The sequence below is a fragment of the Brevundimonas sp. genome, assembly GCF_016742135.1.
Taxonomy (GTDB): Bacteria; Pseudomonadota; Alphaproteobacteria; order Caulobacterales; family Caulobacteraceae; genus Brevundimonas.
Window position 1 is genome coordinate 316,859 of record NZ_JACVCG010000002.1, and the last position, 14,432, is coordinate 331,290.

The following is a 14,432-nucleotide window of genomic DNA, read 5'->3' on the forward strand; positions in this document are numbered from 1 at the left end:
GGCGGTCTCGGGAAGCCTGACCGTGGCTTCGATGTATCTGGTCGACCAGACCCGGCGAGGTCTGGACGCGGACATGAACCACCTTTGGGCCACGCGAACGCCGTTGGAGCTGCTCGTCTGGGCGACGCAAATCGGCGGGTTTGGCGTCGTGGTGATCGCGCTGAGCTTCTGGCTGTCGCGGCTTCTCAGACTGAACAGGTTCGGATTCGTGCTTCTGACCAGTGTGCCAATTCCCATCGCCTTGCTTTTGGCGGGGTTGTGGCCATCCACATCGATCGCTGAGCCCTATGCCTATCCTCCGACGTGGCTGTTTCCGGTCGCCCTCTGGATCACGCTCGCCGCCGCAGCGACGAGCTATCTGTGGGTCGCCGATGCAGAGAAAGCGAAAGTATGACCGACGAACCTGAAATCCTCTCCCGCATCCAGTCCGGTCTGGGCCGGATCACGCTGAACCGGCCCAAGGCCATCCATGCGCTGAACAAGGGCATGTGCGACGCCATGACGGAGGCGCTGCTGGCGTGGAAGGACGATCCGGCGGTGAAATCCGTGCTTATCGACCATGCGGGCGAGCGCGGATTCTGCGCCGGGGGCGACATCCGCATGATCGCCGAAAGCGGGGCAGGGGATGCGTCGGAGGCCAAGGCTTTTTTCCACGCCGAATACCGGCTGAATCACCTGCTGTTCGAATACCCCAAGCCGGTGACGGCGCTGGTGGACGGGATCGTCATGGGCGGCGGTGTCGGCATTTCCGAGCCCGCCGAGGTGCGGATCGCGACCGAGCGGACGACCTATGCCATGCCGGAGACGGGCATCGGCCTGTTCCCCGATGTGGGCGGGGGCTGGTTCCTGCCGCGGCTGCCGGGCTTTGTCGGCACCTGGCTGGCGCTGACCGGGGCGCGGCTGAAGGCGGCGGACACGGTGTTTCTGGGGATCCACACCCACTATCTGCCCACCGATGCCCTGGAAGCGTTCCGCGCCATCCTGGCGGCCGATCCGGCCCATCCCGCCGATGTCGCCGATGGTCTGGAGACCGATGCCGGAGAGGCACCGGTCGAGCCGCACCTGCCGGCCATCGACCGGCTGTTCGGCTTTGACACCCTGGAGGAGATTTTCGCGGCGCTGGAGGCCGACGGTTCGGACTGGGCCGGCGCCCAGCTGGCGATCCTGAAGACCAAGTCCCCCCAGTCGATGAAGGTCTCGCTGCGCCAGCTGCGCACCGGGGCGACGCTGGACAGCTTTGCCGACAACATGGCCATGGAATACCGGCTGGGCGGCCGGGTCGTGCGCACGCACGACTTCCAGGAAGGGGTGCGGGCGGTGATCGTCGACAAGGACAACGCCCCGAAGTGGTCGCCGGCCGCCATCGAGGGCGTGACCGATGAGACGCTGGACGCCCTGTTTGCGCCGCTTGCGGCCGATGAGGAATGGACGCCCCTGCCGCAACTGGCGTAAGCCTGAACCGAACCGGCCGGGAGTATTGACCATGCGCACCCTTCTCAGAACCACGATCGCGATGGCTGCGGCGTTTGCCGCCTCGGGCTGCATCATCATCGCCAGCGACGGCGGCGGACAGACCATCATCACCCCGACCTCGCCCGCAACGGCCCGCGCCGACACGCGCGTCGCCATGGCCCTGTCGGATCCCCGCCGCCCGGAGGAAGACCGCGCCCGCGATGCCCTGCGCATGCCGATGCAGGTGCTGACGTTTACCGGAATCAGACCGGGCGATCACGTGGCCGACATCCGGCCCGAGGAAGGCTATTACACCCGCCTGTTCGCACCCGTCGTCGGGGATCAGGGCCGGGTCTATGCCTGTGTGCCGACGCGGACGGCCGAACGGGAGAAGCCCTATGCCGATGCGCTGGCCGCGACCTATGGCAATGTGGTGCCGGTCGTCGGCCTGCTGGACGAGATGCGTTTTGACACCCCGCTGGACGTGGTGTTCATGAGCCAAGAATATCATGACTTCCACATCCCCGCCTTTGGCGTGGATGTCGCCCGGATGAACCGCGCCATCTATGACGCGCTGAAGCCCGGCGGCCTTTATGTGATTATCGATCACTCGGGGCGTGCCGGCACGGGCAACAGCGAGGTCCAGAGCCTGCACCGGATCGAGGGCGACTTCCTGAGGGCCGAGGTTGAGGCGGCGGGCTTTGTCTTCGAGGGCGCCAGCCAGGCCCTGGCCAATCCCGACGATTACCGGACCGTCAGCGTGTTCGACGAGTCGATCCGGGGGCAGACCGACCAGTTCGTCTATCGCTTCCGCAAGCCGGGTTAAGGTCACGCTGGCCTTGGCCGCCCTGAGCGGCTAACCCTCCGCGCAAGAAACGCGACGACAGGGAGACGCCGACATGACCATGACCATCGCCTTCATCGGACTGGGAAACATGGGCGGGGGCATGGCCGCCAACCAGGCGAAGGCGGGCCGCAAGGTCCGGGCGTTCGACCTGTCCGAAGTAGCGGTGGCGCGCGCGGTCGAGGCGGGCTGTGAAGCCGCCGGCTCGGTCGTCGAGGCGGTCAAGGACGCCGACATCGTCATCACCATGCTGCCCGCCGGGCCGCATGTGCTGAAGGTCTATTCGGAGCAGATCATCGGGGCCGCGCCCTCCAGCGCCCTGCTGCTGGACTGTTCGACCATCGACGTCGACACGGCGCGCAAGGTCGCGGGTCTGGCGAAAGATGCGGGCTATGCCTTTGCCGATGCGCCCGTCTCGGGCGGCACCATGGCGGCGGATGCGGGGACACTGGCCTTCATGGTCGGCTGTGACGAGGGCGACTTTGCGCGGATTGAACCGGCGCTCGAGCCCATGAGCCGGGCGACCTTCCGCGCCGGGGATCACGGGGCGGGGCAGGCGGCCAAGATCTGCAACAATATGATCCTGGGCATCACCATGCTGGGCACCTGCGAGGCCATCGGCCTGGCCGAGAAGCTGGGACTGGACCCGGTCAAGATGTTCGACATCGTCGCCAAGTCGTCGGGCCAGAGCTGGTCGGTGACGACCTACTACCCCTGGCCCGGGCCGGTGCCGACCGCGCCGTCCAACCGCAACTATGATGGCGGTTTCGCCACGGCCATGATGCTCAAGGATCTGAAGCTGGCCCAGGACGCGGCGGCCAAGGCGGGGGCCTCGACCCCACTGGGTGCCCAGACCGAGGCCCTGTTCCAGATGTTCAACGGTCTCGGCTACGGCGGGCGGGACTTTTCGGCCATCCTGCAGCTGCTGCGCGGCAAGCTGGACGAGCTGCCGAAGGGCTGACCGGCGAGTTTGAGAACCGTTATCAATTAGGGGGTTGCGGCCAATTCGCCGCACCGCGAACATGGACTTTCGGCCCCCGGAAGCGCAAAAGGACGGCGTTGGAAACGCATCAGCGAAAGACCGCCGCTCTTGTTCGACTATAAGGCCGCCTTTGGAAACGCCGTGGACCAGGTCCGGGCCGAGGGGCGCTATCGTGTCTTCGCCGACCTGAAACGCGTTCGCGGTGAGTTCCCGCGCGCTGTCTGGCGCCGTGAGGACGGCACCGAGCGGGACGTCGTGGTCTGGTGCTCGAACGACTATCTGGGCATGGGCCAGCACCCTGTGGTGGTCGAGGCCATGCAGGCCGAGGTCGAGGCGACGGGCGCCGGAGCCGGGGGCACGCGCAACATCTCGGGCACCACCCGTTCCGCCGTGGACCTCGAGGCAGAACTGGCCGCCTGGCACCACAAAGAAGCGGCCCTGCTGTTCACCTCGGGCTATGTGGCCAATGAGGCGACCCTGACGACGCTTCAGCGGATCCTGCCGGGGCTGATTATCTTTTCCGATTCGCTGAACCACGCCTCGATGATCGCGGGCATCCGCAATGGTGGCTGTGAGCGGCACATCTATCAGCACAACGATCTGGACCACCTTGAGGCCCTGCTGGCAGCGGCGCCGGCCGATGCGCCCAAGCTGATCGCCTTCGAGAGCGTCTATTCCATGGACGGCGACATCGCCGACCTCGCCGGGACGATTGCCCTGGCCCGCAAATATGGTGCCCTGACCTATCTGGACGAGGTCCATGCCGTGGGCCTGTACGGCGACACCGGCGCCGGCATCGCCGAGCGCGACGGCGTGCTGGACCAGATCGACATCATCGAATGCACCCTGGGCAAGGCTATTGGCGTGATGGGCGGCTATATCGCGGCCGACGCGGTGATCGTGGATGCGATCCGCAGCTGGGCCTCGGGCTTCATCTTCACGACCAGCCTGCCGCCGGCCCTGACCGCCGGGGCGCTGGCCTCGGTGCGCCACCTGAAGGCCCACCCCGAACTGCGCGCGGCGCACCAGGAGCGGGCCCAGGCGCTGAAGGACCGCTTTGCCGCAGCGGGCATCCCGGTCATGCCGTCGGTCAGCCACATCGTGCCCGTGCATGTCGGCAATCCCGTCCACTGCAAGATGATCTCGGACATGCTGCTGGAAGAGCACGGCATCTATGTCCAGCCGATCAACTATCCGACGGTGCCCAAGGGTACCGAGCGCCTGCGCTTCACGCCTTCTCCGAACCACGACGACGGCATGATGGATGCGCTGGTGACCGCCATGGACAAGCTGTGGACCCACTGCAACGTGGCGCGCCTCCCTGCCGTCGCCTGACGACCGGTCTGCCCCCGGCGAGGTGATCGTCGAGTTTGTGCGCAACGGCGCCTGGCTGAAGTGTTCGGCGGTCCATGTGGCGACGGGGGTCGAAGTGTCGGCCGTCGGGCCCGTCGCAGAGCGCCACGGGCTGGAGCGCATCGCTCTCGCCAAGCTGAAACGGGCGCTGGCGGCCCGCTGACCACAAGATGTTGTGGTCTCTCCCCGCGGGGCCTAGATAGGTTCACCATTGAATTCGGGGACCGCCGTGACTGCTCATACCCATGACGCCTTCTTCTCGCGCACGCTGGCCGAGGCCGATCCGGATATCTTCGGCGGCATCCAGGGCGAGCTGGCCCGGCAGAAGGAGCAGATCGAGCTGATCGCGTCCGAGAACATCGTCTCGAAGGCGGTGCTGGAGGCGCAGGGGTCGGTCCTGACCAACAAATACGCCGAGGGCTATCCGGGGCGGCGCTATTACGGCGGCTGCGAATATGTCGATGTGACCGAAAATCTGGCGCGCGAGCGGGCGAAGGCGCTGTTCGGCTGTGCCTTTGCCAACGTCCAGCCGCACTCGGGCGCGCAGGCCAATCAGGCGGTGTTCATGAGCCTGCTGACGCCGGGGGACACCTTCCTCGGCATGGACCTGGCCTGCGGAGGACACCTGACGCACGGATCGCCGGCGAACCAGTCGGGCAAGTGGTTCCGGCCTGTCACCTACAAGGTGAAAGAAGACGATCATCTGATTGATTATGATCATGTTGCCGAGATGGCCGAGCGGGAGAAGCCGAAGCTGATCCTGGCGGGGGCCAGCGCCTATTCGCGGCACATCGACTTCAAACGTTTCCGCGAGATCGCCGACAGCGTGGGGGCCTATCTGATGGTCGACATGGCCCACTACGCGGGTCTGATCGCCGGCGGCGTCTATCCCGATCCGCTGCCGCACGCCCATGTGGTGACCACCACGACGCACAAGACCCTGCGCGGCCCGCGCGGCGGCATGGTGCTGTCGAACGACGTCGATCTGGGCAAGAAGATCAATTCGGCCGTCTTCCCCGGCCTGCAGGGCGGGCCGCTGGAGCATGTGATCGCGGCCAAGGCCGTGGCCTTCGGTGAGGCGCTGAAGCCGGAGTTCAAGGCCTATGCGCAGCAGGTCGTCGACAATGCCCGGGCGCTGGCTGCGGTATTGGTCGAGCGCGGCACGCACATCGTTTCGGGCGGCACCGACAGCCACCTGATGCTGGTCGATCTGCGTCCCAAGGGCGTGACGGGCAAGGCGACCGAGGCGGCGCTGGAGCACGCCCTGATGACCTGCAACAAGAACGGCGTGCCGTTCGACACGGCGCCGTTCACCGTGACCTCGGGCGTGCGTCTGGGGACCCCGGCCGGCACGACGCGGGGCTTTGGCGTGGCCGAGTTCCAGCAGATCGGCCACTGGATCGCCGATGTGATCGACAGCATGAAGGGCGGCGACGAGGCCGATCCCGAGGTCTCGCGCCGGGTGGCGGACGAAGTGCGCACGTTGACGCGTCGCTTCCCAATTTACGGATAACCCTCTGATGAAATGTCCCTTCTGCGGTCATGCGGACACCCAGGTGAAGGACAGTCGCCCGTCGGATGACGGGGCGGCCATCCGGCGCCGTCGGATGTGTCCGTCGTGCGAGGGGCGGTTCACCACCTTCGAGCGGGTGCAGTTGCGGGAACTGGTGATCCTGAAGCGGAACGGGCGGCGCACGCCCTTCGACCGGGACAAGCTGGAGCGGTCGCTGGGCATCGCCCTGCGCAAGCGGCCGGTTCAGCCCGAACAGATCGAGCAGATGGTCAGCCGGATCGTGCGCCAGCTGGAGAGCCTGGGCGAGACCGAGATCCCGTCCAGCGTGGTCGGCGACTTCATCATGAAGGCGCTGAAGGGCATGGATGACGTGGCCTATGTCCGATATGCCTCTGTTTACAAGGACTTCCGGCACACGGGCGACTTCGCCCGCTTCCTCGGCGACGAGGGCTACAACGACGACAGGCCGGGTGACGACGGCACCCGGGAATGAGCGGCCGCCCGACCGTCACGCTGAAGCTGGCCACCTCGCTGGATGGTCGTATCGCCCTGGCATCGGGCGAGTCAAAATGGATCACGGGAGAGGCTGCGCGGGAACAGGGCCACCGGCTGAGAGCCCGGCATGACGCCATTCTGGTGGGTGTCGGCACGGTGCTGGCAGATGATCCGGCCCTGACCGTCCGGCTGCCGAACCATACGGGTCCCCAGCCGCTGCGGGTGGTGCTCGACAGCCGACTCAGGACCCCTTCGACAGCGCAGGTGGCACAGGGCAACAGCCTGATCGTCACGACGGTTGAACCCCGCCCCATCGGTCAGGCCAAAGTCGTAGAGGTTGTCGATGTGGACGGGCGCGCGAACCTCCATGCGACCCTCGACATCCTCCATGCGCGCGGCGTTCGTTCGGTGCTGATCGAAGGCGGCGGGGAGGTGGCGGCCTCCTTCCTGCGCGAAAACCTGGTCGACCGACTGGAGTGGTTTCGCGCGCCGATCCTGCTGGGCAGCGAGGGGCGGCCGTGCGTCGCCGCCCTGTCGCTTGCAAAGCTGGCGGATGCCCCCAAGTTTCGGCGCATATCCGCTGAGGTCGTCGGTGACGATCTGTGGGAGCGGCTTGAAAGGATCTGAATGTTCACCGGCATCGTCACGGACGTGGGGCGGGTGCGGCGCATCACGCCGACCGCGCGCGATCATCGCTATGAGATCGAAACGACGTTCGGTACGGCGACGATCGATCTGGGCGCCTCGATCAGCCATGCGGGCTGCTGTCTGACGGTGACCGAGAAGGGCCCCGGCTGGTTCGCCGTCGAGGTGTCGGGCGAGACCCTGTCGAAGACCACTCTGGGCGACTGGGCCGAGGGTACGCGCGTCAATCTGGAACGGGCGGCCCGGCTGGGGGACGAGCTGGGCGGCCATATCGTCTCGGGCCACGTCGACGGGCTGGGCACGGTCGTGTCCATCACGCCCGAGGGGGGCTCGCATCGGATGGTGATCGAGGCGCCCGCGCCCCTGCATCGCTATATCGCCGCCAAGGGGTCGATCACGGTCGACGGGGTGTCGCTGACAGTCAATGCGGTCGAGGGCCGGACCTTTGGCCTGAACATCATCCCCCATACCTGGGACCACACGACGCTGGGCGGGCTTCAGGTCGGAAATTCCGTCAATCTGGAGATCGACATGCTGGCGCGTTACCTTGCCAGATGGCAGGAGACGCAATGATGCAAACCGCCCGGCAAACCGACACCCCGATCAGCCCCATCGAGGACATCATCGAGGACGCCCGCAACGGGCGGCCCTATATCCTCGTGGACGCCGAGGACCGGGAGAATGAGGGCGATGTCATCATCCCCGCCCAGTTCGCCACGCCCGACCAGATCAACTTCATGGCCAAGCACGCGCGCGGCCTGATCTGTCTGGCGATCACCGCTGATCGCGCGCGGCAGCTGCGCCTGCCGCCGATGGCTGCGGAGAACCGCGAGAGCATGGGCACGGCCTTCACCGTCTCGATTGAGGCGAAGGAAGGGGTGACGACCGGCATTTCGGCCGCTGATCGCGCGCGAACGGTGCAGATTGCCGTGGACCCGAGCCGGGGGCCCGAGGACCTGGTATCCCCCGGCCACGTCTTTCCGCTGGTGGCGCGGGACGGTGGCGTGCTGGTTCGCACGGGCCACACCGAGGCGGCCGTCGACATCAGCCGCATGGCCGGCCTGACACCGGCCGGGGTGATCTGCGAGATCATGAATGACGACGGCACCATGGCGCGGATGCCGGACCTGGTGGCCTTTTCCCAGCTGCATGGACTGAAGATCGGCACGATTGCCGACCTGATCGCCTATCGCCGGCGCACGGAGACCTTCGTCGAGCGGGTGCTGGACACGGACTTCGACAGCATCCACGGCGGCCCGTTCCGCATGGTCCTTTATCGCAATACGATCGAGGGCGTGGAGCATGTCGCCCTGGTCAGCGGCAAGGTCGATCCGTCGAAGCCGACCCTGGTGCGCATGCATCAGGTGGATTTCGCCGCCGACCTGCTGGGCCATGTCGAGGGACGTCAGGACTATGTGCCGAAGTCGATGAAGACGATCAGCGAGCATGCCGGAGCGGGCATCGTCGTCTTCCTGCGCGATCCGGAACTGCACGGGCTGGCCGAGCGACTGATGGGCACGCCGCGGCCGCAGGCGGTCGACCGGTCGATCCGGAACTATGGCGTCGGCGCGCAGATCCTGAAGGATCTCGGTGTGCGCGACATGATTGTGATGAGCTCGACCCGCCCCAATCCGACGGCGCTGGAGGGCTATGGCCTGCGCATCGTCGGCTGGCGTGACATGGACGGAGAACCGGTGGCGTGAAGGATCCCGATCGTATTCTGATCGTCGAGGCGCGGTTCTATGACGCGCTGGCCGATGCCCTACTGGACGGTGCGACCGACGCGCTGAAAGCCCATGGGGTCCAGTATGACGTCGTGACCGTGCCCGGCGCGCTTGAGGTGCCGGGCGCCATCGCCGCCGCAGAGGAGGCCGGGCGCTATCCGACCGCGCCCCGCTATGACGGCTATGTCGCCCTGGGCTGTGTCATCCGGGGCGAGACCTATCATTTCGAGATCGTCTCGGACCAGTCGGCGGCCGGTCTGATGAACCTGAGCATCAAGGGACTGTCGATCGGCAACGGCATATTGACGACCGAGGACGAGGACCAGGCCTGGGCCCGGGCCCGACGCAGCGAGGGCGACAAGGGAGGCGGGGCCGCCCGCGCCTGTCTGGAGATGATTGCCCTGAAGAAGCGGTTGCGCGTAGGACTGGGCGCGTGACCGAACCGAACAGCCTCAAATCCGTCCTGGACCTTCTCGAAGCCCAGAAACCCGGGGATGCCCCGACCCTGAGCTCGCGCCAGAGGCGCGCGCGCACCGTCGCCCGCCTGGCCGCCGTTCAGGCTCTCTATCAGATGGAGCTGGGCGGCGAGGGGGTAGAGACCGTCATCGAGGAGTTCTCGCGCCACCGCTTCGACGGCGACATCGAGGGCCAGATGCTGGCCGAGGCCGATGAGGCCTGGTTTGCCGATGTGGTGCGGGGTGTCGTCACCGAGCAGAAGGCCGTTGACGCGGCCATTCGTGCGCGTCTGGCGTCCAACTGGAAGATCGAGCGGCTGGACGCCACCCTGCGGGCCCTGTTGCGTTCGGGCGCGTGGGAGTTGATGCGGAAGCCCGAAGTCGCGCTGGAAATCGTCATCGATGAATATGTCGAGCTGGCCAAGGCCTTCTTCGACGATGCCGAGGCCAAGTTCGTCAATGCCGCCCTGGACGGGGTGGCGCGCGACACCCGGTCCTGATGCCGGCGGTCGACGTCGCCGACGAGTTCGAGACCATCCGCAGACTGCTTGCGCCGCTGGCTCACCCTGAGTGGGGCAGAGGGCTATCCGATGATGTCGCCCTGATCCCCTCGCGCAGGGGCCACGATCTGGTGGTCACCAAGGATGCGCTGGTGGAGGGCGTGCACTTTCTGGCGACCGACCCGCTGGATACGGTCGCCCAGAAGCTGCTGCGCGTGAATCTGTCGGATCTGGCGGCCAAGGGCGCCGAGCCGTTCGGCTATCTGCTGGCCTGTCACTGGTCGGAGCGGTGCGGCTGGCCGGAACGCCAGGCCTTCGTCGAGGGACTGGGCCGCGATCAGGACATGTTCGGTGTGGCCCTGCTGGGCGGAGACACGGTGTCGACGCCGGGACCGGCGTCGTTTTCGATCACCCTGATGGGCTGGGCGGCAAAGGGCCGTATCGTCGGTCGCGCCGGGGCCCAGCCCGGGGACCCGGTGTTTGTGACGGGCACGGTGGGTGACGGCTGGCTGGGTCTGCGGGCCGCGCGCAACCTGCTGGGGTTGGAACCGGAGCGGCTGGGCGCACTCGTGGAACATTATCGGCGTCCCATGCCGCGCACCGCCTTCGCGCCGGCGGTACTTGAGCATGCCAGCGCGGCGCTGGACGTTTCGGACGGCCTGATCGCGGACCTGGGCCATCTGGCGCGCGCCAGCGCGGTCGGTCTGACGCTGCACCTGGAGAGCCTGCCCCTGTCGCTGGCAGGGCAGGCCTGGTTCGAGGACCGCGCCGATCCGGTCGACGCCCTGTCCCAACTGGCGACGGGGGGCGATGACTATGAAATCGCCTTTACGGCCCGCCCCGGGGTGGAGGGGGCTTTACGGCGCGAGGCCGAGCGGCTGCACCTGCGCCTGACCCGGATCGGCGAGGTGACGGCGGGGGAAGGGGTCCATGTCCGCTACCAGGGCGAGGCCGTGCCGATCGACCGGGCGGGCTGGGTTCACCGCTGACCGGTCCGGCAACGGAATTCTAACCCGTGTCGGCTATGCGGGGGTATGGATCGCAGACATCTTCTCTCCCTGATGGGTGCCGGACTGGGCATCGGCGTCGCCGGACCGGCGCTGGCCGCGGGGGATGAAAAGCCCGCCGCCGCCGTCGTCAATCTGCAGGGGGTCGGCCTGCCGGTGATCGCAGACGGGCGGGTGCGGAACTATGTGTTCGTCAGTATCCGCCTGCATCTGTCGGGATCGGCCTCGATGGAAGCGGTGCGGGCCAAGGATGCCCATTTCCGCGACGCCCTGGTCAAGGCGGCCCACCGGACGCCCTTCACCCTGGCCCGTGACTGGTCCCAACTGGACGCGGTGGCCCTGTCCCGCAGTCTGATGGCCTCGGCGGCGCGCATCGCCGGGCAGGGCAAGATCAGCCGGGTCGAGGTGCTGCATCAGGCGCCGCGTCGACGGACAGGAATTCCCACCGCCTGACCACCGTTCTGCTGTTGCGCTTCGCCCGGGCATTTGGCACGTTTCCGCCGCAATTCCCGAAGGACGCAGCGTCGCGTCCATCGCGCACGGGGGGACCGGAAGGCGGACAGAGGCGAAAAGCCCGCCGCGCCAAGGGTCCGGGCGCCTTGCATGAACAGGGTATGGAAACGCCATGACAAACTATCTGTGGCTGGTCATCGCCGCAGGCGCGCTGGGAGTCCTCTACGGGCTTGTCCAGACCGCTGCGCTGATGAAGGCCTCAACCGGTAACGACAAGATGCGCGAGATCGCCGCGGCGATCCAGGAAGGGGCCTCGGCCTATCTGAAGCGCCAGTACACCACCATCGGCCTGGTCGGGATCGTTATCCTGATCGCCGCCTATGTCCTGATCGGCGAATGGGCCGCCATCGGATTCGCGATCGGCGCCGTGCTGTCGGGCGCCGCCGGCTATGCCGGGATGCTGATCTCGGTGCGCGCCAATGTGCGGACGGCCCAGGCGGCGTCCGAGAGCCTTTCGAAGGGCCTGGACCTGGCGTTCCGCTCGGGCGCCATCACCGGCCTGTTCGTGGCGGGCGGCGCGCTGATCGGTGTGGCGGGCTATTATGCCGTGCTGACCGAAATGCTGGGGCTGGAACGGACGGGCCGCGAGGTGATCGACGGTCTGGTGGCGCTGGGCTTCGGTGCCTCGCTGATCTCGATCTTCGCCCGACTGGGCGGCGGCATCTTCACCAAGGGCGCGGACGTCGGCGGTGACATGGTCGGCAAGGTCGAGGCCGGCATCCCCGAGGACGACCCCCGGAACGCCGCGACGATCGCCGACAATGTGGGCGACAACGTCGGCGACTGCGCCGGCATGGCGGCCGACCTGTTCGAGACCTATGCGGTGACCACGGTGGCCACCATGGTGCTGGCGGCGATCTTCTTCCGCGACCAGCCCTATGTCGATGTGATGATGCTGCTGCCGCTGGCCATCTGCGGCGTCTGTATCGTGACCTCGATCCTCGGCACCTTCTTCGTGCGTCTGGGCAAGTCGAACAACATCATGGGAGCCCTGTATCAGGGGCTGATCGTGACGGGCGTCCTGTCGGCCGCGGCCCTGTGGTTCATCGTGACCCGCATGGCCCCGCCGCTGATCGAGACGGCCAACGGCAACTCCTTCGAGGCCATGAGCCTGTTCTGGTGCGGCATGGTCGGTCTGGCCGTGACGGCGGCCATCGTGGTCATCACCGAATACTATACCGGCACGGGCTTCCGTCCGGTGAAGTCGGTAGCCAAGGCTTCGGCATCGGGCCACGGCACCAACGTCATCCAGGGTCTGGCTGTCTCGCTGGAGGCGACAGCTCTGCCGGCCCTGGTGATCATCATCGGCATCGTCGCCACCTATCAGCTGGCAGGCCTGTTCGGCATCGCCATCGCCACCACCACCATGCTGGGTGTGGCGGGCATGATCGTGGCGCTGGACGCCTTTGGTCCGGTCACCGACAACGCCGGGGGCATCGCCGAGATGGCGGGACTGCCGGCCGATGTGCGGACTTCGACGGACGCGCTGGACGCCGTCGGCAATACCACCAAGGCCGTGACCAAGGGCTATGCCATCGGCTCGGCCGGTCTGGGCGCGCTGGTGCTGTTCGCCGCCTATACCGAGGATCTGCGCTACTTCTCGGCCAATCCGGCGGACTATCCGTTCTTTGCCGACATGGGCCCGGTCGCGTTCGACCTCAGCAACCCCTACGTCGTGGTCGGCCTGCTGTTCGGGGGGCTGTTGCCCTTCCTGTTCGGTGGCATGTCCATGATGGCGGTGGGTCGCGCGGCCGAATCGGTCGTCGCCGAGGTGCGCCGCCAGTTCCGCGAGAACCCGGGCATCATGACCTATGAGGTCAAGCCGGAATACGGCAAGGCGGTCGACATCCTGACCCGTTCGGCGATCAAGGAGATGATCGTGCCGAGCCTGCTGCCGGTGCTGTCGCCCATCGTGCTGTTCGTCGCCGTCATGCTGATCCAGCCGGACAAGGCCGCGGCCTTCGCCGCGGTGGGCGCCATGCTGATGGGGGTGATCGTCACGGGCCTGTTCGTGGCCATTTCCATGACCTCGGGCGGCGGGGCCTGGGACAATGCCAAGAAGCTGATCGAGGAAGGTCATCATGGCGGCAAGGGCTCTGAAGCCCACAAGGCCGCTGTGACGGGCGATACGGTCGGCGATCCCTACAAGGACACGGCCGGTCCCGCGGTGAACCCGATGATCAAGATCACCAACATCGTCGCCCTGCTGCTGCTGGCGGTGCTGGCCAGCGGGAACATCGGCTGATCGACCGGGTCTCCTCCCTGTTCGCCGCCTGGTGAATGGGGAGGGGGACCGCGAAGCGGTGGAGGGGCTCTGTGGGTGGCAAGACCGCCTCCGTCTCTTCGCTACGCTTCGAGCCACCTCCCCATCGCTGCGCGACAGGGAGGAGACAAAAGAAAGGCCCCGGGGAGCGATCTCCGGGGCCTTTTTTGTGCCTATTCTCGCCTCGCGGAGTCTGGCGACTTGAGGCGTTAATCCGGGCGGCGTTGGCCGGGGGCGTCCTCGTCGGTGCGGGGCAGCTGGCCGCGCCCGACGTTGCCGAGAAGCTGTTCGATGATGGTCAGTTCGCGACCGCGGGTGGGGGTCTGGTTGCGGTTCATGGCGATCTGCTCGCCATCCTGCAGCCCCAGGGTGCGGACGCCCGCCACATTGCCGGCCTCGTCAAAGGTGATCTCGGTCACATTGCGTTGCGCGACAAAGGCCCGGTTGAAGGTGTATTTCCGCGTCGTCTGGCTGATGTAGTACCAGACGCTGTCCTCCTCGAAGACCGAGGTGGCCGAGGGCGAGCCCAGCCGCGCCAGCACGGTTTCCTTGGTGTCGGTGCCGGCCACGATGTCGGCGGGCCTGACGTCGACGGCCTGGAAGCCATGCACGCCCACGACCGGGGCGCAGGCCACAAGCCCGGCGGACAGGAGAAAAGCGGCGACGAGGGACTTGGAACGGTTCAT

The 14,432-nt window shown here is 66.8% G+C and carries 17 protein-coding genes; 16 read left to right on the plus strand and 1 reads right to left on the minus strand.

Annotation, left to right across the window (positions count from 1 at the left end; genetic code table 11):
- The first annotated feature begins 31 nt into the window (after positions 1 to 31).
- The 16 genes from IBJ06_RS05135 (at position 32) to IBJ06_RS05210 (ending at position 13,728) form a co-directional block, all read left to right on the plus strand.
- Positions 32 to 394, plus strand: coding sequence for a hypothetical protein (locus IBJ06_RS05135; protein ID WP_292157894.1), 363 nt, complete (start codon positions 32 to 34; stop codon positions 392 to 394).
- Positions 391 to 1,452, plus strand: a complete 1,062-nt coding sequence (locus IBJ06_RS05140) for an enoyl-CoA hydratase/isomerase family protein (protein ID WP_292157896.1) — start codon at positions 391 to 393, stop codon at positions 1,450 to 1,452. The genes IBJ06_RS05135 and IBJ06_RS05140 overlap by 4 nt, the downstream gene beginning before the upstream one ends.
- Positions 1,453 to 1,483: 31 nt before the next feature.
- Entirely contained in the window at positions 1,484 to 2,278 is a 795-nt protein-coding gene (locus tag IBJ06_RS05145) for a hypothetical protein (protein WP_292157897.1), read from the plus strand.
- A 79-nt stretch (positions 2,279 to 2,357) separates the two neighbouring features.
- Entirely contained in the window at positions 2,358 to 3,257 is a 900-nt protein-coding gene (mmsB, locus tag IBJ06_RS05150) for a 3-hydroxyisobutyrate dehydrogenase (protein WP_292158520.1), read from the plus strand.
- 129 nt (positions 3,258 to 3,386) lie between these two features.
- Complete coding sequence (gene hemA, locus IBJ06_RS05155; protein ID WP_292157900.1) at positions 3,387 to 4,613, plus strand: 5-aminolevulinate synthase; 1,227 nt, start codon at positions 3,387 to 3,389, stop codon at positions 4,611 to 4,613.
- Positions 4,614 to 4,635: 22 nt separating this feature from the next.
- Complete coding sequence (locus IBJ06_RS05160; protein WP_292157901.1) at positions 4,636 to 4,794, plus strand: hypothetical protein; 159 nt, start codon at positions 4,636 to 4,638, stop codon at positions 4,792 to 4,794.
- Between the two features lie 66 nt (positions 4,795 to 4,860).
- Positions 4,861 to 6,144, plus strand: coding sequence for a serine hydroxymethyltransferase (gene glyA / locus IBJ06_RS05165; RefSeq protein WP_292157903.1), 1,284 nt, complete (start codon positions 4,861 to 4,863; stop codon positions 6,142 to 6,144).
- Positions 6,145 to 6,151: 7 nt separating this feature from the next.
- Positions 6,152 to 6,637 (plus strand): transcriptional regulator NrdR, encoded by a 486-nt coding sequence (gene nrdR / locus IBJ06_RS05170; RefSeq protein WP_292157906.1) that lies wholly within the window; start codon positions 6,152 to 6,154, stop codon positions 6,635 to 6,637.
- On the plus strand, positions 6,634 to 7,266 hold the full coding sequence (gene ribD / locus IBJ06_RS05175; protein WP_292157908.1) for a bifunctional diaminohydroxyphosphoribosylaminopyrimidine deaminase/5-amino-6-(5-phosphoribosylamino)uracil reductase RibD: 633 nt from the start codon (positions 6,634 to 6,636) through the stop codon (positions 7,264 to 7,266). Before nrdR ends, ribD begins: the two co-directional genes overlap by 4 nt.
- The gene (locus tag IBJ06_RS05180; RefSeq protein ID WP_292157911.1) at positions 7,267 to 7,857 is read left to right on the plus strand and encodes a riboflavin synthase; all 591 of its coding nucleotides are present in this window, start codon (positions 7,267 to 7,269) and stop codon (positions 7,855 to 7,857) included. It abuts the gene before it with no gap.
- Positions 7,854 to 8,987: a 3,4-dihydroxy-2-butanone-4-phosphate synthase gene (gene ribB / locus IBJ06_RS05185; RefSeq protein WP_292157912.1), complete on the plus strand. Its 1,134-nt coding sequence runs from the start codon at positions 7,854 to 7,856 to the stop codon at positions 8,985 to 8,987. Before IBJ06_RS05180 ends, ribB begins: the two co-directional genes overlap by 4 nt.
- Entirely contained in the window at positions 8,984 to 9,445 is a 462-nt protein-coding gene (gene ribH, locus IBJ06_RS05190) for a 6,7-dimethyl-8-ribityllumazine synthase (RefSeq protein ID WP_292157913.1), read from the plus strand. The genes ribB and ribH overlap by 4 nt, the downstream gene beginning before the upstream one ends.
- On the plus strand, positions 9,442 to 9,963 hold the full coding sequence (gene nusB / locus IBJ06_RS05195) for a transcription antitermination factor NusB (protein ID WP_292157914.1): 522 nt from the start codon (positions 9,442 to 9,444) through the stop codon (positions 9,961 to 9,963). The genes ribH and nusB overlap by 4 nt, the downstream gene beginning before the upstream one ends.
- On the plus strand, positions 9,963 to 10,952 hold the full coding sequence (thiL, locus tag IBJ06_RS05200) for a thiamine-phosphate kinase (RefSeq protein ID WP_292157916.1): 990 nt from the start codon (positions 9,963 to 9,965) through the stop codon (positions 10,950 to 10,952). The genes nusB and thiL overlap by 1 nt, the downstream gene beginning before the upstream one ends.
- Positions 10,953 to 10,997: 45 nt before the next feature.
- Complete coding sequence (locus IBJ06_RS05205; protein WP_292157918.1) at positions 10,998 to 11,423, plus strand: hypothetical protein; 426 nt, start codon at positions 10,998 to 11,000, stop codon at positions 11,421 to 11,423.
- A 172-nt stretch (positions 11,424 to 11,595) separates the two neighbouring features.
- Positions 11,596 to 13,728, plus strand: coding sequence for a sodium-translocating pyrophosphatase (locus IBJ06_RS05210; protein WP_292157920.1), 2,133 nt, complete (start codon positions 11,596 to 11,598; stop codon positions 13,726 to 13,728).
- Between the two features lie 227 nt (positions 13,729 to 13,955).
- On the opposite strand, the gene bamE is transcribed toward IBJ06_RS05210, so the two are convergent.
- A complete protein-coding gene (gene bamE / locus IBJ06_RS05215; protein WP_292157922.1) occupies positions 13,956 to 14,432 on the minus strand; it encodes an outer membrane protein assembly factor BamE in 477 nt (158 codons plus the stop codon).